The sequence below is a fragment of the Bradyrhizobium sp. 6(2017) genome (assembly GCF_011058295.2).
In the GTDB taxonomy this organism is placed as follows: Bacteria; Pseudomonadota; Alphaproteobacteria; order Rhizobiales; family Xanthobacteraceae; genus Bradyrhizobium; species Bradyrhizobium septentrionale.
Genome location: NZ_CP049289.2, coordinates 2979888 through 2999580, shown reverse-complemented (window position 1 = coordinate 2999580; position 19693 = coordinate 2979888). Strand labels below are relative to the sequence as shown.

General features: G+C 60.9%; 13 protein-coding genes. 4 read left to right on the top strand and 9 right to left on the bottom strand.

Annotated features, from left to right (window positions below):
* Window positions 1-73 precede the first annotated feature (73 nt).
* From G6P99_RS14165 to G6P99_RS14140, 6 genes are all read right to left on the bottom strand, one after another.
* Entirely contained in the window at window positions 74-283 is a 210-nt protein-coding gene (locus G6P99_RS14165; RefSeq protein ID WP_165128581.1) for a dodecin family protein, read from the bottom strand.
* A gap of 179 nt (window positions 284-462) precedes the next feature.
* A complete protein-coding gene (locus tag G6P99_RS14160) occupies window positions 463-1377 on the bottom strand; it encodes a bestrophin family protein (protein WP_165128579.1) in 915 nt (304 codons plus the stop codon).
* Window positions 1378-1433: 56 nt separating this feature from the next.
* Window positions 1434-1715, bottom strand: a complete 282-nt coding sequence (locus G6P99_RS14155) for a DUF6489 family protein (RefSeq protein WP_051345973.1) — start codon at window positions 1713-1715, stop codon at window positions 1434-1436.
* A 143-nt stretch (window positions 1716-1858) separates the two neighbouring features.
* On the bottom strand, window positions 1859-2287 hold the full coding sequence (locus tag G6P99_RS14150; RefSeq protein ID WP_035976129.1) for a phasin family protein: 429 nt from the start codon (window positions 2285-2287) through the stop codon (window positions 1859-1861).
* Between the two features lie 95 nt (window positions 2288-2382).
* On the bottom strand, window positions 2383-2847 hold the full coding sequence (locus G6P99_RS14145; protein ID WP_165128577.1) for a MaoC family dehydratase: 465 nt from the start codon (window positions 2845-2847) through the stop codon (window positions 2383-2385).
* 442 nt (window positions 2848-3289) lie between these two features.
* Entirely contained in the window at window positions 3290-4378 is a 1089-nt protein-coding gene (locus tag G6P99_RS14140; protein ID WP_029078318.1) for an AraC family transcriptional regulator, read from the bottom strand.
* A 408-nt stretch (window positions 4379-4786) separates the two neighbouring features.
* On the opposite strand from G6P99_RS14140, the gene G6P99_RS14135 reads away from it, so the two are divergent.
* The 3 genes from G6P99_RS14135 (at window position 4787) to G6P99_RS14125 (ending at window position 9241) form a co-directional block, all read left to right on the top strand.
* Window positions 4787-6205, top strand: a complete 1419-nt coding sequence (locus G6P99_RS14135) for a cytochrome ubiquinol oxidase subunit I (protein WP_035976041.1) — start codon at window positions 4787-4789, stop codon at window positions 6203-6205.
* Between the two features lie 2 nt (window positions 6206-6207).
* On the top strand, window positions 6208-7212 hold the full coding sequence (gene cydB / locus G6P99_RS14130) for a cytochrome d ubiquinol oxidase subunit II (RefSeq protein WP_165128575.1): 1005 nt from the start codon (window positions 6208-6210) through the stop codon (window positions 7210-7212).
* Window positions 7213-7339: 127 nt separating this feature from the next.
* Window positions 7340-9241: a potassium transporter Kup gene (locus G6P99_RS14125; protein ID WP_051345974.1), complete on the top strand. Its 1902-nt coding sequence runs from the start codon at window positions 7340-7342 to the stop codon at window positions 9239-9241.
* Between the two features lie 54 nt (window positions 9242-9295).
* Here G6P99_RS14125 and phaZ read toward each other — a convergent pair whose 3' ends face one another.
* Both phaZ and G6P99_RS14115 read right to left on the bottom strand, forming a co-directional pair.
* Window positions 9296-10111 carry a poly(3-hydroxyalkanoate) depolymerase gene (phaZ, locus tag G6P99_RS14120; RefSeq protein ID WP_029078321.1) on the bottom strand — a complete coding sequence of 272 codons (816 nt, stop codon included), beginning with the start codon at window positions 10109-10111 and terminating at the stop codon, window positions 9296-9298.
* A 576-nt stretch (window positions 10112-10687) separates the two neighbouring features.
* On the bottom strand, window positions 10688-13642 hold the full coding sequence (locus G6P99_RS14115) for an ATP-binding protein (RefSeq protein ID WP_165128573.1): 2955 nt from the start codon (window positions 13640-13642) through the stop codon (window positions 10688-10690).
* 329 nt (window positions 13643-13971) lie between these two features.
* On the opposite strand from G6P99_RS14115, the gene G6P99_RS14110 reads away from it, so the two are divergent.
* On the top strand, window positions 13972-16650 hold the full coding sequence (locus G6P99_RS14110) for a LuxR C-terminal-related transcriptional regulator (protein WP_156928353.1): 2679 nt from the start codon (window positions 13972-13974) through the stop codon (window positions 16648-16650).
* A gap of 86 nt (window positions 16651-16736) precedes the next feature.
* Here G6P99_RS14110 and G6P99_RS14105 read toward each other — a convergent pair whose 3' ends face one another.
* Window positions 16737-19628: an ATP-binding protein gene (locus G6P99_RS14105; protein WP_165128571.1), complete on the bottom strand. Its 2892-nt coding sequence runs from the start codon at window positions 19626-19628 to the stop codon at window positions 16737-16739.
* Window positions 19629-19693: the final 65 nt, after the last annotated feature.

Below are 19693 nucleotides of genomic sequence, written 5' to 3'. Positions count from 1 at the left end.
ATCGGCCGAGGCACGCGCCATCTCGCACGGCCCGCTGCTCAGTCTGCTGACGAAGCCGCGGCCCGATCGGCCATCAATCCTCGAACTTGAAGGAAAGCTTCACCCTTGCGCGATAGGCCTGCACCTTGCCGTCTGCAATCTGCAAGTCGAGCTCGGCGATCTCCGCGATGCGCAGATCTCTCAAGGTCTTCGACGCGCGCTCGACGGCGGTGGCCGCAGCCTTTTCCCAGGACTCGCTGCTGGTCCCGACGACTTCGATAATCTTGTAGACGCTCTCCGCCATGTCGTTCCTCCCTTTCTGATAGCTCTTCTTTGATCTTTTTTTGCCCGCCGTAACCCATCGACCCCGTGCCGCGACGTTCTCAAGCAGACAGTCGATCCTTTTCACAAATTTCCAGAATGCAAAGGTCGCAACCGGCCATACTGGCTTGACAATCGGTCAATGCTCTACCGAATGCCTGATCAAGTGAGCACAAAGCCCTTCGGACGAATCGGCTCGGGCAAATTCTTTTCGCCCAATGATTCCAGAACGTAGATCTCGAACCCCCGAGTCATCGCATCGAGCGGTATCACCATGGACGTGTCGTTGAAGGGGCCCTCCATGACTTCCGCGAGCACGTCGAGACCAAAGAAGATGTAGGAGATGATCACGGCGAGCAGAGGCGTCCAGTATGTCGACGTGTCGTGAATGCCGAGTGGAACGAGAAAGCAGAACATGTAGGTCAGGCGCCGCAGCGCCAGGGTGTACGAGAAGGGTATCGGCGTGGCCTTTGTGCGTTCGAGCGTGCCGCAGGCCAGGGCGAGGGCCGACACCTTCTCTTCCAGAGTTCGCGCCATCTGTGGCGACAGCCGACCGGCCGCGACTGCGCCGGCGATGTCGGCGCTGAAGTGTGCCAGCAAGCAACTCGACCCATTTCGGCTCGAAGCCACTGCCGCGCTCTCTTCAGGCGACAGATAGCGGGAGACTTCTTCCTCGCTATGCCGATCACGCAGGAAATCGCGCGTTACTTGCATGAATGCGATGCAACGAAGTCCGAAGCGACGAGGCAGATCGTCACCGGGTGCTTTCGCGATATAGCAATTGGCCTGACGCGATAGATTTCGCAACTCGACGATGATCAAGCCGGCGTTCTTGCGCGCCTCCCACCACCGTTCATAGCTTGCCGAGTTTCGAAAGGCCGCAAATATCGAGAGCGCCGCACCGATGACGGTGAGCCCGACGGTCGGCACAGATGGAATCTGCGCCCAACCATGCCGGGACAGTACGACTACGAGCAACGAGAGAGTCAGAACGCCCGCCAACTGCGGCAGGATCCGCGGAATCACCAAGGAAAGGTAGAATATTTCCCAGAATGTCGGTCTTCCACGGACGATCATCGCACGTCCCCTACAGCTGGTTACCGCCCTCTCCGCCTCGCCCCGAACAGACGAATCTATTCTCGACCGGTTTCCTTCCGCTTCGAGGCCGCCATGCCTCGCGCGAGACCCTGTGACAGCGCTCCGCCGACGACGTCGCGAAATGCGTCCATTGCCGGATTTGCTTTTGTACCGAACCACGCATCCAGCAGCCCGTCCGTCGAGAACGTTTCGGCCCGCGCCATGATCCCGTCCTGCATCTTGGCCAGCGCCGCCTCCTGCAACGGCTGAACATCGGGAAGACCCATCAGCTGCCGTACCTCCGCAGGAGTGAGGTTGATGTTTATCGTGACGTCCATGGCTATCCATTCCCCCGTACTGCTTTGCACGATCGCGAGATTCCTCGGACGCTCGCGATCGCGTCATGTCGACCTTCGTTCTGAAAACAGCGCCCGATTTGGCGGACAGGCCGCCGTCCGGCGCAGTCAAGCCCCCTGCCAGCCTAGCCGTCGGAGCGCCGCAGCCCCGCCCTAAGGTCGCTCAGACTGTCGCGCAGCCTGTCGCGGATGATTGCCGTCGCGTCGGTGGTGGTCTTGGTCGCAAGCTCGGCGACATCGCGCGTATTCTGAACGGCACTCTCAAACGCCTTTTTGGCGAATTCTGTCTGCTTCGCCACGATCTGCTGAGGGTCTCCCGTCGGCTTGAAGTCGCGCGCCATCGCGGCAGCCTCGGTGAGCGCGCTCTCCAGGATCTCGCGCTGCTTGCCGGCGAGCGACTTGGCTCCCCCGGCAGCCACCTGCGCCGAGCGGTCGAGGGCATCAAGGTTCTTGCGGTGGGCGTCGATGAGTTGGTCCACATCGATCTTGGGAAGTCCCAAGTCCCCCCCGAACTTCCTCAGCCTGTCGAGCCAGGATTGCGTATCTTCAGTCATGGTTTCCTTCTCCTTGCTGGCCACTTGAAATTCACTGGCGCTGGCCGCGCCGACTCCGATTCGCGTCGGCCGTCGCCGACTGATGTTTCCGGGGCTCACTTCTCCGGCACGATGAGGGCGAGGGATTCCGCGATCAGAGCCGGCTTGTCCGTCCCCTCGATCTCCAACGTGTTGCTCGACCTGATAATCAACTGCCCATCCTGCTTGCGTTCGACCCCGACGATCGCCACTCGCAGTCGCACCCGGGCACCCGCCTTGACCGGCGCAAGAAATCTCACTTTGTCCAGACCGTAGTTGAACGCGGCCGCGGCGCCCCGCGGGATCGCGCCGACCTGCATCGATAACGGCGCGACGAACGACAACGACAGATAGCCGTGGGCGATCGGTCCACGATAGGGACTCTCGCGTTTGGCGCGTTCGACATCGACATGGATCCATTGGCGATCGCCGCTACAGTCAGCGAATTTGTCGATCATCGCCTGGTCCACCGTCAGCCAATCCGACACGCCGAGCTCGCGTCCGGTATATTCCGAGATGTTCGCAACGGTGATTTCAGTCACGTCTGCTCCTCTTCACCTGATCTGGTCTCTCCGAGCGTTCGCTCGGGCGAGGCACTGACGTTTCAATTTGGGAGGGTCGTGCCAGTTCGCTGTCCGCCGGCCACCCCGACCGGAGTGAGCCGAGAGCGTCTAGACCTCGAATCGAGATCGGAATGTATGGCACGGCTTTTCGACTCAGCCTGCGACGTCGGCTTCTCAGAAGCGAACTCGAGCGACTGCGCAGCCGATGGCGCCTCAAAGCGTCCCCCCCATTCGTCGTTCTTGATCGCCATTCACCGCGAGCTAGTCACGGCAGCCTGAAGCTAGCGACGAGTGATCAAATTCGTTGTGGAGCAGCCTTGCGCGAATTGACAAGGAGGTGAAGGTTCCAAACGGTCGTCGATCGGTTCTATTCGGCCAAAAGCAGGAGTTTCGTTCTTACTTGTCGTCAAGCCGGAAGCAATCACCGATCGAACGGAAGCTTTGCATCTGTCGCGAGATGTTTGAATTCGCTTGGTGACTCTCTGGTCCACCGGCGGAACGCATGTCTGAAATTGGCAGCGTCGCTGAACCCGACCGCAACAGCGATATCCTCGCCGGTCATGTCGGTGTCGCGAAGATACTTGATCGCCAGTTGCATGCGGAGTTCATCGACCAGTTCCCGGAAGGAGGTCTGCTGGGCACGCAGTTGACGCCGGAGTGTACGCTCGGTGGTCCGCAAGCGCTTCGCCACGGTTTCGAAGTCGGCGCGGTTAGCGATGTTCTCGAGCAGCACCTCCCGGACCCTTCCCGCAACGCCGCTGCGCTGACCGAGGTCCACGAGAAGGCCATCGCAGATCTCAAGCACCGCCGCATGCGTCACGCGGTTGCCCAAGGTCGGCGCCTTGTCCAGCCACGCGGTATCCAGGACGATCTGGGTCGTGGGCTCCTCGACGAGCACGGGGCAACCTACCAGTTCCTGCGTCAGCCGGGTCTCCGAGCCGGGACAGACAACGGCAATCCTGGTCGGCGCGAACGACGCTCCCATCACGTCGCGCATCAGCGAGATGTGGATGCCGATCTGCAGCTCGGTGACAAACTGATAGAGGGGGGCATCGATTCGAGGATGCGCAAGCGGCACGATCGTCCACGTTGCGTACTTTCCCTTCTCTTCGAAGACGATGTTCGTCAGTGGCGTCGCCAGCTGATGATATCGGACGGCGAACTCCATCGTCCTTCGGAAGTCGGTGCTGCAGAGCATGGCATAGCCGTACATTCCGTAGGTCGAGAGATGTATCGATGAACCTACATCGAAGGCCAGATGTGGGTTGCGTGAGAGCTTCATCGCATTTCGGCAAGCCTCGAGCATTTGATTGAGAGAGATGCGCGTCGTGGGCAGATGGAGCTCACCGGCTTGCAAGTGAACCCCGCGCAGAGCCTCGGCCGGCGAAACCCCTTCCTCCAACAGCGCCTCGATCACGGCCGCAATTTTGGTCGCCGAATGCAGCTTTTCTCCAAACCCTATCTTAATCGTTGCTTCCACGGTCCCCCCGGAATTGGTCTTGGCTTCCATCAACCTAGTCGAACGGGTCCGAAGCGCAAAGGCGGGAGCAGTCGACGGAATTGAATGGAAGCCTTCCGTCAGCGCCCTTGACCTGTTCGGGTCGGACGATCATCGAACGCCGATCATGAAGCGGCGCCTGTCGAAGCGCAACCTTGGCCGCGAATGACCTTGCGGTGACCTCTATCAACCTTGAACAGGATGAGTGGGCCGGAGATGGTTAGGTCAAATGCCGGCGGAGCTGCGATAGCGCGCGAGCGCACTACCGACCGGCTTCGAGGGGACACGCGAGGGAGGACCGGATGAGGGATCGCTCAGGAGATTTCGGCGGTCCCCGCCTGCCCGCTCGACGGAAGCCCGTGCATGCGTGGCGACCGAACGAGGACGACGCTCTTCGTACCGCGCCGGAGGAGCTTCACAATGCTCGGTGACGCCGTTCTTCTGGCGCGCGCTCAATTCGCCTTTACGATGGCGTTTCACATCATCTTTCCGAGCTTCACGATTGGACTGGTTGCGTGGATCGCGACGCTCGAAGCGCTCTGGCTGTCGACCGGACGCGATCGCTATTATCAATTGGCGCGATTCTGGACCAAGCTCTTCGCCGTATCCTTCGCCATGGGCGTCGTGTCCGGGCTGGTCATGTCGTACCAACTCGGCACGAATTGGAGCCGCTTCTCGCGCAATCTCGGCAACATCATCGGGCCGATGATCGGCTACGAGGTCGTATGGGCGTTCTTTCTCGAGGCAACGTTCCTCGGCATCATGCTGTTCGGCTGGAATCGGGTACCGCGCGCACTGCATTTCGCCGCGACCGTCTCCGTCGCTCTCGGCACCACGATGTCAGCTTTCTGGATCCTTTCCGCCAACAGCTGGATGCACACGCCGGCGGGATTTGAGATGCGCGATGGGGTCGCCTATCCGCTCGACTGGATCGCCATCATCTTCAATCCAAGCTTTCCCTACCGCTTCGGCCATATGATGGTCGCGTCGTATCTTACGGTGGCGTTCGTCGTCGCAGCAGTCGGCGCGCGCTATACGCTCGAAGGCCATCACCCGGCTCTGGCGAGAACCATGCTGAGAATGGGCTTGGGATTGGCGCTCATTCTGGCGCCCTTGCAGGCGCTCATCGGCGATATGCACGGCCTGAACACCCTCGAACACCAGCCGGCCAAGATCGCCGGCATCGAAGCTCATTGGGAGAACGACGGCCCCGTGCCGCTGGTCTTGTTTGCGTTACCGAACGAGAAGGCGGAGCGAAACGACCACGAAGCGGCGATCCCCTATCTCGGCAGCCTGATCCTTTCGCATAGCCTCACCGGCCCGATTCCGGCACTCAAGGACTTCGCCTCGAGAGATCGGCCTCCGGTGCTTCCGATCTTCCTATCGTTCCGCATCATGGTCGGAATAGGATTCCTGTTCATCTTCATGGCCGGCGCAGGAGGCATCCTGTGGCTGTTCGGCAGGCTGGATCGCACGCGGATCTATCTACTGGCCCTCCGCTCGTGCTGGCCGCTGGGCTTTGTCGCCGTCATAGCCGGATGGACAACCACGGAAGTCGGCCGCCAGCCGTGGGTGGCTCAAGGAATACTTCGGACAGCCGACGCGTCCTCTCCCATTCCCTCGGCGAACATAGCGATCTTCATCGCGCTTTTCATGCTGGTCTATGGCGTGGTGTTCGGAGCCGGCATCAGCTACATCCGCCATCTCATCAGGAAGGGACCGGAAACGAATCCGGCAGAGGCGCTCGAGGCGCTCGCGAACCGTCCGATTTCAGCCGCGCTCGCTGACGACGTCCGCTCATCCGAGAGCGGCGCGGTCGCGGCTCGTTCCGCGGAGTGACCATGGAAGACCAACTCGCTACGATCTGGGGCGTCCTTCTCGGATTCGCCGTCGCTATGTACGTCATCCTGGATGGTTTCGACCTCGGCATCGGCATTCTATTTCCGTCGACGAGCATCGAGACGGAGCGCGACCAGATGATGAATACGATCGCGCCATTCTGGGATGGCAACGAGACCTGGCTCGTCCTCGGCGGCGGTGGTCTTCTCGTGGCATTCCCGCTCGCCTACTCGATCCTGATGCCGGCATTGCATGTTCCGATTCTCGTCATGCTGCTTGGCCTCGTGTTGAGAGGAGTCGCGTTCGAGTTCCGCTGGGTGGCCAAGCCACATCATGGCTGGTGGGACCGTGCGTTCTTCTGGGGATCCCTCATCGCCGCCTTCTCGCAGGGATGCGTGCTGGGCGGCCTCGTCCAGGGCGTGAGGGTCGAAAACAACGAGTTCGCCGGCGGGTCGCTGGATTGGCTGACGCCCTTCAGCCTCTTTTGCGGCGCCGCAATCGTAGCGGGCTATGCCTTGCTCGGTGCGTGCTGGCTCAACCTGAAGACGACCGGGCTCCTCCAGAATCGAGGCCGCCGTTACGCGAAGGCGGCGCTGGCCCTCGTGTTGCTGTTTCTCGTCGTGGTCAGTCTGTGGACACCTTCGGAGATTCCTCGTATCGCGGAACGGTGGTTCGCTGGACACAACCTCGCATTCCTTTGGCCAGTGCCGCTGGCTACTACCGGCGCTGCCGTCTTCACCTATGAATCACTGCGGCGACGGCGGGAGCTGGCACCATTTCTGGGAGCGATAGCTCTCTTCCTGTTGGGTTTCGTGGGTCTCGGGATATCCATCTTCCCCTACGCCGTGCCGCCGACAATCACGATCTACAGTGCCGTCGCGCCCCCAGCCTCTTCGATCTTCGGACTGCTCGGGGTGCTGTTCGTGTTGCCGCTCGTTCTTGTCTACACGGCGTTCGTCTACTGGACGTTTCGAGGCAAGATTATACCCGGTCACGGCTATCACTAGACGGGCGCGCCTGCGGACGTGCACGCAAGAGCCGAGGATACGATCGAGAACCCTCAAGCCGTCCGGCGTCCGCCGATCGACCAGAGCGCATTGGATTGCGGACCACAACATCGCCCGTGAGGATCTTATGACCGTTCGCACAGGTGAATTGACTGGGAGTTCGCAACTCGCCGCCACGATAGGCGCCCTCGGCGTCGTCTATGGCGACATCGGGACCAGTCCGCTGTACGCACTGAAGGAGGCCGTCAAGGCAGCCGCGGCCCCCGACGGATCGGTCGGTGTCGATGCCGTTCTTGGCGTCGTGTCGCTGATCTTCTGGGCCCTCATCCTGATCATTTCCGTCAAATATGCATTGCTCATCTTGCGCGCGGACAATCGCGGTGAAGGCGGCGTCGTTGCAATGTTGGCGCTGCTTTCGGCGAGGAATGCGAAGCCGGGAACGCCGCAAGCGCGCTTATTGATCATCGGACTCATCGGCGCCGCGCTGCTCTATGGCGATGGTGCAATAACGCCAGCGATTTCCGTGCTCAGCGCGGTCGAAGGGTTGAAGGTCGATGCGCCTGCGCTCGCGCCCCTGATTGTTCCCCTGACGATCGTCGTTCTGATCGCACTATTCCTCATGCAGCGGCAGGGAACGGGCTTCATCGGACGCATCTTCGGACCCGTCACGTTCGGCTGGTTTCTCGCGATCGCCCTGCTCGGCATCAACGGAATCGTACACGCTCCCGTGGTCCTACTGGCGGTCGACCCAACCTACGCGCTCGATTTTCTGGCGCATCGGAATTTGCATATCGGGTTCGCCGTGCTCGGCGCGGCATTCCTGGCCGTGACCGGCGGAGAAGCGATGTATGCCGACATGGGTCATTTCGGTCGGCATCCGATCCGGATCGCATGGTTCACGATCGCTCTCCCCGCGCTCGTACTCAACTATTTCGGGCAGGCCGCTCTGTTGATCACCGATCCTGCCGCGCTTGAAAATCCGTTCTATCAGCTCGCGCCCGGCTGGGCGCACTATCCCCTCGTCGTCCTGGCGACGGCTTCGACCGTGATCGCGTCTCAGGCGATCATCTCCGGCGTCTTCTCGTTGACTCAGCAAGCGATCCAGCTCGGGTTTCTCCCGCGGATGCAGATCCGACATACCACCAGTCATGCGATCGGTCAGGTTTACCTACCAGTGGTAAACTGGCTGCTCGCGTCGGCCACGCTCGGAGCCGTAATCGGATTCGGAACATCGGACGCCTTGGCCGGGGCCTACGGAATTTCGGTGTCGCTACTGATGGCGATCACTACACTTCTTGCGGCGCTGGTTGCAATTCACTGGGGCTATTCGCCGTTCGTTGTGTCCGTCGTGAACGGCTTTTTCCTGATCATCGACTTGATCTTCTTCGCCGCCAATTCAACAAAAGTGCTCGATGGTGGCTGGTTCCCGCTCCTGCTCGCGGGCACAGTCGCATTCCTGATGATCACCTGGCTGAGAGGCACCAGGCTCGTGGAGACCGCCCGCACCAAGTTGCGCCAGCCCGAATCCGATCTGATCGAGACCGCTACAAACAGATGCAAGGCGCGATTGCCTGGTACGGCCATATTCCTGGCATCGGCGGCCAATGGCGTCCCGCTCGCGCTGACGCAGTTCATCAGGCACAATCACGTCATGCATCAACGCATCTTGCTGTTGACGGTGAGCATCGAGGAAGTCCCGCGCGTTGCTGATGAGAGTCGTGTCGAGGTTCGCGAAGTCGTCGAAGGACTCTCGCGGGTCATTCTCCATTTCGGGTTCATGGAGAGCCCCACGATCGAACAAGGCCTCATCCTCGCCTGCGGTCAAGGTAAGCTATTGTGCGTCGATCCTTCGGAGGTCAGCTACTACGTTGGTCGTGAAACGATCATCCCGAGCGAAACGGTGGTCGGGATGGCAGTTTGGCGCGAGACGCTTTTTGCGTTCCTGCAGCACAACGCCAAGGGCTCGGCGGCGTTTTTCGGCGTTCCCGCTCAGCAGGTTGTCGAATTCGGCACCGAGATTGAAATCTGAGACGGACCGGTTCACATCGGTAGGTCACCGCTCCGGAGATGCGGTCGCTTCGGATCACTTTCGCAAAAATGACCCCACCTTTTGCGCGACCGTGTCGGGTTGACTGACGATGAAGAGATGGCCGTCGTCGAGCACTTCATACGTGGAGTTGGGAATTAGCGCCGAAAGGATCCAACCGTTGATCGGTCTAACGATCGGATCGTCACTCCCTGAGACCACGAGCGTCGGCTGACGCAGGGAATGGAGCCATGGCAGACTGCTCCACCCCGCTGCCGCCAGAAGCTGATAGAGATATCCGAGGCCGTTAATCTTGCTGGTGGCGCTGGCATAACTCGCGACAAGGGTCGGATTATCGCGAAATGCGCCGCCGTAGATTTCGGCCGCGATCGCAGCCATGTAGCTGCGGTCGATATAGCGCCGCGGGCTGACCAATTTGAGGAGCACCGACAGTCTGGCAGGCACCATGATCGAGCCCGGCGCCGTTGCGATCAGGACGAGCTTGCGGCACAGGTGCGGGTACTGTTGGGCAAACTGTTGGGCGACGGCGCCTCCCCAGGATACTCCTGCGACATCCACCGAATCATGGCCAAGTGTCTTCATCAGATCGGCACCGAGCCTTGCGATCGTAGACAACCGATACGGCAGCTCGAAACCTGGCGATCCTCCGATACCTGGCACATCGAAGATGACGACCTTGCTCGTCATGGACTGCATGAACGTCGCCGCGAGTTCGAGACTGGCTCCAATGCCGTTGAACAGCAGCAACGGCGGCATGTCGTCCGGTCCATGCTTGATACCAACGCGCAGTATCCGATCCCCGACCTTCATGGTGCGGATTTCTAGATCGGGCCGGTTCGATTTCATCGACATCTCTCAGCACTCTCCTTGCGGTATCTCTCGCTCATCGGCACCGATGGATGGCGCCTCGTCGCATCGTTGGTCTCGAAGCAGCGTCGGACGCCCGACATCGAGGACAACTTCCCATTCCACTCGCATCACCATCGCCCCGACGGGCAGGAACGCAGCTAATGGTCTTTCACCGAATTCACGGCGGGGGTGCCGAAGAGCGAATAGCTGTGTGTTGATTTGGTATCACCAGCTGCCGCCACGACCATGCCCCTTGGTAGCTCGCTCGCCCACGACGGACGCGCCGTTGATTCGAGCGAACCCATCGAAAGCTAGCTCAGAAGGGACGTGAACACAGGTTGTCGATGGCCATTTTCCGGTGCCTGTCGGACAGAATGCTGGTCTCGCTCCTCGTCAATTGCAGTCGAACTGCGCTTCCGCCCTCCACGCAGGCGACGACATTCGTCGGCTTCGATGCACCTGCCGCATGCGAGCAACGGAAAGGGCGCCGCCGTGATCAGCTCACGGTCCCGCTTGTATCGGAATGCGAAAACTTGAACCCGGCTGCGCTCGCAACGTTCGGCAATGAACCGGCACGGTCTAACCGACGGCTCCGATGCGCGCTTGCAATTGACCGAGGATTTGCATAGCGCGTTCATGGGCTGGAAATGCCATTCCGGCCGGCATCCGCTCGAGAGCCGCGCTGAGATGCTTGAGGGCTTTTGGTGAGCGATCCCGTTTCAGCGACAGCTCGGCAAGGTCGGTTGCGGCCTTCAGTTCAAACAGCGTGGCGGACTGGCGTTTCGCCCAGTCGATTGCCGAGAGCAGGTTGCGTTCCGCCTCGGGATAATCTTCATCGGACCGCGATGCCAGGACGAGTCCTTTCATCCTGAACAAGGCGGGCATGTACAGGAACTTCCCGCCGCGATGTTGCGCATCAATTGCGTTGGCGATCATCGTCAGCGCCTCCTGGTGCTCGCCCATCGCAATAAGACCTGCAGCGAGGTCGCAGACGAATTCCATATTGAGCGAATCGTGGTGATGAGTGTGAAGCTCCTCCAAGGCCTTCTTGAGCAGCGGAATTCCCTCCCGCAGATCATTTTGAAGAAGCAACCACTGGCCTCGCAGACCCGTCGCAACTGCGCGAAACGGCTTCAAGGAGTAGGCCGCGGCGAGCTTGGTCAACTGTGCGATATAGCGTTCCGACCGGCGCGAGTCGGCCAGGGCCAGATAGACCGGAAGAACGAAGCTCAGAGATCGACACAGCGTGGCCGGGTGATTGGATTTTTCTCCTTCGTCCACGGCTCGTCTCGCGCAATCAAGTGCGCGGTCGAGCAAGCCCATGTACAGCAGGCTGCGCGCGATCCCGATGAGCAAAAGGCTGTTGTCATGAAACAAGTATTGCCCCGCGCGAAATCGCGACCCGGATGCCGAGTGTTGCAGCCCTGATTCGAAATGCTTGATTGCGACGGGGTGATTTCCGATCAAGAAATGGACGACACCCAACATCGATTCAGCCAGCGCCAGATCGTCGTGATCCCCGGTCTTCAGAGCCGTGTCTTTGCTTCGAGAAGCGATATCAAGCGCGGCATGAATGTCGGTATTCCAGCGATAGTACATGAACAGCCCGCTCAGGAGCCGCAGCTCGTGGGCAGGGTCTCCCAGTATGGACGCAACGTCCAGCGCCCGGGAAAATGCCTTGTGCACCAACTCACCGCTCCCTTCGGAGTACATCAGGGCAAAAGACAGTGACGTGTAGATTTCCATCTCACGGCGAGAGTTCCGATACTGTCCTCCGAGCCGGTCGACCGCTCGTTCAGCCCAAAGCAGGCATTCGATCAACAGTGACAATTCGAGAAGTCGCTGCGTCGCGGCGGCTGCGAGCCTCGTCGCGATCTCGTCATCACCATGCGGCCCGAAACTCCATTCCAGCGCCGCGCGGATGTTGCCCAATTGGCTGAGATGCGCCGAAGCGGCGGCGAGTCCCGCCGCGACCCCGCTGTTGCCGCGTCGCACATCGTTGCGCTCTGCCGCGGGATGAATCGCGCCCAACCGGCCGGGAGAGCCAGCGCCACTTTCCGCCTTTGCCAGCGCCGCTCGTTGCGATTCCAGGCTTCCAGCGACGTATTCAGCATGCCGGCGGAGCACCGTATCGGCTTCGGCATGCTCCTCCAGCTTCTCGAGTGCGTAGGCCCGGGTCGTGTCCAGCAATCGATATTGTGTCTGCGTTTCGTCGGTTCGGGTTGCGACCAACGACTTTTCGACCAGGCCGGCGATGGCGTCGAAAATCTCCGCGTCGGCGAAACCCTGCTCGCTGGCGACATTTACTGCGCCATCAAGGCTGAAATGGCCCGCGAAGGGAGCGATGCGTCGAAGCGCAATCCTCTCCCCGTCGGACAGCAGATTGTAGCTCCAGTCCAGCGTCGCCTTGAGGGTCCGGTGTCTTGGAACGGCAGTCCGATGGCTTAGTTTCAACACTTGCAGTTGAGACCCGAGGCGCGCCGCCGTGTTCTTGAGACCGAGTGCTGCGACCTGGCCGGCCGCCAACTCGATCGCCAGCGGCATCCCATCCAGCTTTCGGCATATGTCTGCGACAAGCGGCGCCTCCTCATCGGTGAGAGTGACGCTTCCCGCCCGCGCCGCAACCCGCCGGACGAACAACTGCGCAGCCGGAAATCGCAGCACAGCATGCGCCGTCTGGTGTGAACCGTCTGGTGGAAAATCAAGGGGAAGCACCCGGAAGCAATGCTCGCCCTCGACTTTCAGCAACTCGCGACTCGTCGTCAGCAGGTGCACCCGCTCCGTTCCCTGGTAGAGTTGCTCGGCCACCAGCGCGACCGCCTCGATCACGTGCTCACAGCTGTCGAGAATGACGAGAAGCTTCCGCGGCCGAACCAGTTCGACCAGCTCCGGTCCGGGATCCTTCGATTTCAGCGCAAGTCCGAGGGATGTCGCGACGGCCCCTGTCACCAGGGTCGGATCAGTCAGGCTCTCCAGGTCGACAAAATGAACGTCCCCGTCAAACTCATCGGCAACGGCGCGGCCAACAGCCAGAGCGACCGTCGTCTTGCCGATGCCACCGGGGCCGAGCAGCGTGACGAACCGCTTATCCCGGAGCGTGCCGCTGACCTGGCCGACCACGGCTTCGCGCCCGATCGTCGGCAGCGGTCGGTCCAGCGGCCGACTTCCCCGCCGGGACCTCTCCTTCCTGCCCTCACGACTGTGTGCGAGAGACACGATGGTACCGACGAATGAGTAGCCACGTCCCTTGATGTTTGCGATGTAGCGATTGCCAAATTGCCCATCACCAAGCGCCTTGCGGATCGCCGCCACGTGGACGCGAATGCTTCCGTCTTCGACCGTTACGTCCGGCCAGACGTGCTGGATCAACTCCCGCTTTGTGATCACCTCGCCTGGACGCGCAGCAAGGTAGAGCAGGATGTCGAGGGCTCTGCCGCCCAGGGGTAGCTCCACCCCTTCGCGCCGCAGCACCCGCTGCCGGCTCGAAAGCTCAAACGGGCCGAAACGCAGATCGCTGTCAAAACCGTCAGCCATGGCTCTCAACAAGGACGTCAAATGCCGTTTCGGGTTGCCCGACCGGAAGCGCAAAACCCAGGCGTGTCCTTTGTCGACATGTGCCTGCTTCGGCACTCTGCGCACAGCCTTTACCCAAAGCGATCAGCGATGGCGACCGATTGCGGAATGAATAGCGAGATGCCGGGGCGCTTCCCTCCCGCTAACAGAGATCGTACATTTGCCGCTCTGTGCGCACCCCCCGAATGGGGGAGCGCCGTCGCACGTAAGGGGGCCCCTTGGTCCGGCCGCACTCGAGCCATCCTGCACCCGGAACCGGCAGCTTGCCCGGCAGGGCCGAGCTGCCGTTCTTGTCGACCAAAATCGTACCGGCACGATTCGAAGGGCTGGTTGCACGCCCTCGGCTTCTCGCCATCCTGGCTGAACTCACGGACAAGCGGCTTGGCGTGATCAAGGCTCCGGCGGGATTCGGCAAGAGCTCGTTGGCTGCTGCCTGGGCAGAGCAGCTCAGGCAGGACGGCAATTGTGTCGCGTGGCTGACGATCGATTCGGACGACGATGAGGCTACGCGGTTTCTATTTTATGTATCTCAGGCTCTGCACCGTGCCTGTCCGGACGTCGGCGCCGAGGCAATTGAGCTGATCCTTGAGAACAATCTGATCGACCCGACGGCTGTCCTGTCCAGCCTGATCAACGACCTCGCCGAGATCGACGACGATGTCTATCTGTTCCTGGAAGACTACCACTGCCTCAGCGCTTCCCGCATCCATCAGACAGTCGCGTATTTCGTGAAGCACGCACCGTCTCACTGTCACGTGATACTGACAACGCGCACTGAGCCTCCCCTGCCGCTCGCGACCCTGCGAGCGCACAATCAGCTGATCGAGACAGACGCCGAAGCCCTGCGTTTCGACATGCAGGAGACACACGCCTTTCTGGACAGCGTCAGGCCCGGCGGCGTGGAGCTCTCCGACGTGCAGCTGCTGCAACGCAAGACCGAGGGGTGGCCGGCGGCCCTGCGCATCGTTGCGTCGATGCCGTCGCAATCCGAACTGGCGTTCAAGGAGTATGTGCACTCTCTCTCAGGTTCACAGCGTCCAATCGCAGCCTATCTGTCGGAGATGTCGGATACGCTTCCGGTCGAAATGCTCGACTTCATGTTGCGAACGGCCATTCTTGACCGGCTCTCCGGTCCTCTCTGCGAGGCCGTCACCGGCTTGAGCTCGAGCCGTACAATCCTGGCATCCCTTGCGCAGCGTCAGATGCTGCTCACGCCGCTCGACAATGATGGTGTCTGGTTTCGTTACCACACGCTGCTTGCCGAATATCTCCGACAGCGGCTGGAGGCGGACCGCGGCATTGAAGTTCCCGAACTGCACGGACGCGCGGCTCTTTGGTATGCTTCCCGCGAACTCTGGACTGACGCAGTCCAGCACGCGATCGCGGCCGGCGCTTCGGACCGTGCGATCGGCTGGATCAACAATTGCGCAATGGCTCTGATCAAGCGAGGTGATCTCTTCACTTTGCTCGAATGGCAACGCCAGTTTCCCGATGAACTCATGCGGGGCCAGTGCGAAGTCCGGTTGGCAATTTCCTGGGGGCTGGCGCTCGCGCTGCGATTTGACGAGGCGCTGAAGCTTGCAGCCGACATCGAGCGCGATATCGCCGCAACTCGTCCGTCGGATGACAATCTGCTGTACGAATGTCAGGCAATCCGCAGTGTTGCCATCGCGCTGAAGGATGACAGCGAGCAGGCGCTGCCTCTGGCAAACGATTGCGTGAACCGTTCGTCCGACCCATGGGCTGCGAACGTTGCTTCGAATGTTGTTCGTTTCGGTCATCTGAAAGCCGGCGACCTCAAGCAATTCCATGCGACGCCGTGGATCGCCTATTCGGTCGAGGAGGATCGCAGGAACGTATTTGCCTCGGTGTATCGACACTGCCTGAACGGACTCGCGGAAGAACGGCAGATACGTCTCGCAGCGGCCGATGGGCACTACCGCGAGGGCTTGCGGATTGCGGAGCAGGACGTCGGGCCGAATTCAATTGCGGCTGCCTTGCCTGCAAGTCTGATCGCGCGAATTGATTATGAACGAGGCCAGCTCGATGAGGCGGAGGCGTGGATCATCGATCGTGCATCGCTGATCAACTCCGCCACGATGCTCGACTGCGTGTGGAGCGCCTATTTCGTGATATCGCGAGTCGCAACCGCCCGGATGAATTTCGAGCGGGCCCGCACGCTGCTGGAGCGGGCTGAAAATCTCGGCGTCGCACGAGGTTGGGGACGGCTTTCAGCCGGCGTGATCTCCGAGCAAGCGCGGCTCCACATCAACGCTGGCCGCCTCGATGAATCCGCCGCATGCGTCGACCGCCTGGAGCACCTCGCGCTGAAGTACCCGGCACCAAGGCCTTGCGCGTGGACGGAAATCGGGTGGCATCACAGGCTGGCGCATGCCGGCTTGCTTGCGCAACAAGCCCACCACGAACAAGCCATCTCTATTCTGCAGCAGCTGCAGCGCGAAGCCGAAGCAATGCAGCATCGTCAGTTTCTGATCTGGGTTGCGATCCGCCTATCGGCGGTACAGCTCGCCGCGGGCAAGGTCGCGGAGGCCGTGAGCCGCTTCGGGCGCGTGCTGAGCGCGTGCGCTGCAGCCGGCCTATATCAGAGCGTCGTTGACGAGGGGCCAGTCGTTTCCGGCTTGCTCCGGGCGACCCGGGAGAGTGGCAATCTCAAGACGGATCTGATCCCGTATGTCAATCGCATCGAGGCTGGACTGCAGCAGACGGGCCAGGATCGTTTAGCGCCGACGTTCAGTGCACCGGTTCTGAGCGCACTAAGCCGTCGCGAAACCGGCATTCTCAAGCTGATCGCCGAGGGCCTGTCCAACAAGGAAATCGCCCGCAACCTCGATATCGGCCCCGAAACCGTGAAGTCGCACCTCAAGAACGTTTTCAACAAGCTGGGTGTCGAACGGCGTGCGCAGGCGGTATCACGGGCTCAGACCCTTGGCCTTGTCACCACGCATTGACAGGCCGGACCTCCATTCGTATCGACGACAGAACCAGCGAACGACCGATCGCCCCGGATTCAGCGCGGGCGGTTCGCTCAAGCCCTTCACGATACCCGATGATTTCGCAGCCCGCCCCGGGACTTTTGCGCCGACACGTCGGCCTGTTCGAGGATCTGCCTTGCTGCAATGAGATCTGGTGTCGCAAAACCTTCGGTGAATCGGCCGTAGAGCGGTGCAATGAGACCGTGCGCGCCACGGACCTGCCCCCGCTTGATCCCAAGCCGCGCAAGCTGCAAGCCCGCTCGCAACTCGAACGATAGCGCAGATTGTTGCCCTGCAAGCGCCATCGCCTGCTCAAAACAGCCGTGAGCGGCATCAATCTGTCCGTTTCCCCCGTACGCCAGCGTCTCGCCCTTCGCCAGGAAGAGCGCCGGAAGATGCAGCGGCCTGTTCAACTTCAATTGCGTCGCAATCGATTCGTCGATGAGGGTTAGCGCTTCGGTGCGCCGGTCTTGCTTCGCCAGACTGACCGCCAATTCGGACACGAAATCCGTCACAAGCATTTCGTATCGTAGAGCCTGCAGCTTCTCCAAGCTATCCTGCAGGTAGCACACACCCTGCTCCGCCTGACCGGCGCGAACGAAATGCCGTCCTCTAAGTCCCATGGCGACCGCACGGAATGGTTCTAACGCGTATCTCTCCGCGATCAACTCGAGCTTGGAGAGATTCCGTTCGACCTGCCCCATGTCATCGATCCAGAAATAGAGCGGCATCGTCAGAATCAGAGCGCGACACAGAGCGATCGGATGATCCGATCTCTCGGCCTCCTCGACGGTTTGTTCCGCGCAGCCGACAGCCCTGTCGAGATTGCCGGCGAACCAATGCGACCGCATCAGGTTGAACAGCGAAGCGTTGCGCAGATCAAACAAATGCTGAGTTGCATTGAAGCGCCGGGGCGCTGGAGACCTGTGCAAGGACCGTTCAAGGTATTTCAGCGCGTTGACATGGTCGGCGAGCATGTAATGCGCCGCTCCCAGCATCGAATCCACAAGTGCGGCGTCATCGGGGTCGCCGGTCGTGCTCGCGACGGCCTCCGCGCGCAGTGCGATCTCGAGACTGCGGCCCGCATCGATCGTACGGTGAAAATACATCGACAGCCCGCTCAGGAGACGCAGTTGCTGGTAGGCATCCTCGCAGCGCTCCGCAAGCGCCAACGCTGTGTTGAAGGCATCGCGAACCCGCTCGCTGTTTCCGGCGGTGAACATCAGCGACAGCGCCAGCGACGCGTGGATTTCCATCTGGTCACGCGGATCGCAGTCCGCGGCAATCCGATCGATCGCCTTCTCCATCCAGCCTCGGCACTCGGCCAAGAGAGACGTCGCCAGGAACAATCGGGAGGCGGCCGCTGCCATTCGTACGGCAGCGCGGTCGTCGCCGTCCGGTCCAAAGCTCCATTCAAGTGCCGCGCGGACATCCCCGAGATAATGTTCCATGGCGCTCGCCAGAGATGGCCCGGGCTGGATATCGCTGCTGTACCTCTCCAGCAATCGGTCGAGACGGCGCGCGTGGCGTTCCGCCACCGAATTACGCTCACCGCTCGCGGCGAGCTTCTCCAAGGCATAGCAGCGCGTGGTGTCGAGCAACCGGTACCGCGTCCCTTGGTAACCGGGCCACGCCGCGACGAGCGATTTGTCGACAAGATTTTCGACCGCGCCCGCGACTTCAGACCGGTCAAGTCCGGTCTGCTCCGCCACGGCGATCGCAGTCTCCAATGAAAAGTGCCCGACCATGATCGCGATGCGCCGCAACACTGTCTGTTCAAGCTCGGAAAGGTGATCATAGCTCCAGTCCAGCGTCGCCTCGAGCGTTTGATGCCGCGGATTGGCCGTTCGGCGACCAAACCTCAGCAGATCGAGGCGCGAACCCAGCTTCGCCACGGTATTGCCGACGCCAAAGACGGCGGCTCTTCCCGCGGCGAGCTCGATGGCGAGCGCAATGCCATCCAGCTTGCGGCAAATCTCGGCGATCATGGCCGCTTCTTCGTCGCCGAGCGACAGGTTGCCGCCGCGGGCGCTGGCACGTTCGGCGAACAACCGTGCAGCGGGATAGGCGAACACCTCCGACGCCGTCAGCCCAGGCTGCTCCGGCGGGCAATCGAGCGGAGCAAGGCGGAGCAGATGTTCACCCGGGACCTTCAGGGCCTCCCTGCTGGTTACAAGCAAGCGCACATCAGGCGCATTCTGAACAACGCTGCCGGCGATCTGCGCGATTCCTTCGGTCAGGTGTTCGCAGCTGTCGAGAATGATCAGGGCCCTTCGATCGCGCAGACAATCGAGTAGCACATCCGCGCGATCGACGAACCGCGAGTCCAGGCCAACAGCGGATGCGATCGCACCGATCACATGCGCCCCATCGCTTACGGTCGAGAGATCGACAAAATATGCGGCACCCGAGAAGTCGGCCAGTGCGCCGTGTCCGACCGACAAAGCAACCGTCGTCTTGCCTATGCCCCCTGTACCCAAAATCGTAACCAGACGCCGTTCAGCCCCCAGCAAACGCAGAATCTCGGAGACAACATCGTCACGACCGACCATGCGGCCCAGTGCCGGCGGTACGTTGGACAATCCGGAAGCTGCGTCGTCACGGTCCGCGGGCGGGCGGGTGACAGCCGCAATGAAGCTGTAGCCACGTCCCTGAAGGTTCGTGATGTACTTGTCGCCGAACTGTCCGTCGCCCAACGCCTTGCGCAGCGCCGACAGATGGACCCGAAGACTCCCTTCTTCGACGGTGACGTCAGGCCATGCCTTTGCGATCAATTCGGACTTCGGGACAACCTCACCGGCTTTCTCGAGAAGAGCGATCAGGATGTCGTAAGCCCTGCCGCCAAGCGAAATGACCTGGTTTGCCTTGGTGAGAGAGCGCTCGGCGACATTCAACTCGAATGGGCCAAACCGCAGCCGGATTGCACCCGGTGAGCCAATTGGTTGGAGCGACATGAATTATCCCGCCAAGACCGTCGACGATCTGGTTGTTGCACCATCCGTCGTCAGTATTGTGCAAA

Bases quoted from the DNA above. Each gene is read 5' to 3' on its own strand.
- G6P99_RS14140 (WP_029078318.1), bottom strand. From the start codon at position 4,378: ATGGAAGCCAAGACCAATTCCGGGGGGACCGTGGAAGCAACGATTAAG.
- phaZ (WP_029078321.1), bottom strand. From the start codon at position 10,111: ATGTCGATGAAATCGAACCGGCCCGATCTAGAAATCCGCACCATGAAG.
- G6P99_RS14155 (WP_051345973.1), bottom strand. From the start codon at position 1,715: ATGGACGTCACGATAAACATCAACCTCACTCCTGCGGAGGTACGGCAG.
- G6P99_RS14150 (WP_035976129.1), bottom strand. From the start codon at position 2,287: ATGACTGAAGATACGCAATCCTGGCTCGACAGGCTGAGGAAGTTCGGG.
- G6P99_RS14135 (WP_035976041.1), top strand. From the start codon at position 4,787: ATGCTCGGTGACGCCGTTCTTCTGGCGCGCGCTCAATTCGCCTTTACG.
- cydB (WP_165128575.1), top strand. From the start codon at position 6,208: ATGGAAGACCAACTCGCTACGATCTGGGGCGTCCTTCTCGGATTCGCC.
- G6P99_RS14125 (WP_051345974.1), top strand. From the start codon at position 7,340: ATGACCGTTCGCACAGGTGAATTGACTGGGAGTTCGCAACTCGCCGCC.
- G6P99_RS14160 (WP_165128579.1), bottom strand. From the start codon at position 1,377: ATGATCGTCCGTGGAAGACCGACATTCTGGGAAATATTCTACCTTTCC.
- G6P99_RS14105 (WP_165128571.1), bottom strand. From the start codon at position 19,628: ATGTCGCTCCAACCAATTGGCTCACCGGGTGCAATCCGGCTGCGGTTT.
- G6P99_RS14115 (WP_165128573.1), bottom strand. From the start codon at position 13,642: ATGGCTGACGGTTTTGACAGCGATCTGCGTTTCGGCCCGTTTGAGCTT.
- G6P99_RS14165 (WP_165128581.1), bottom strand. From the start codon at position 283: ATGGCGGAGAGCGTCTACAAGATTATCGAAGTCGTCGGGACCAGCAGC.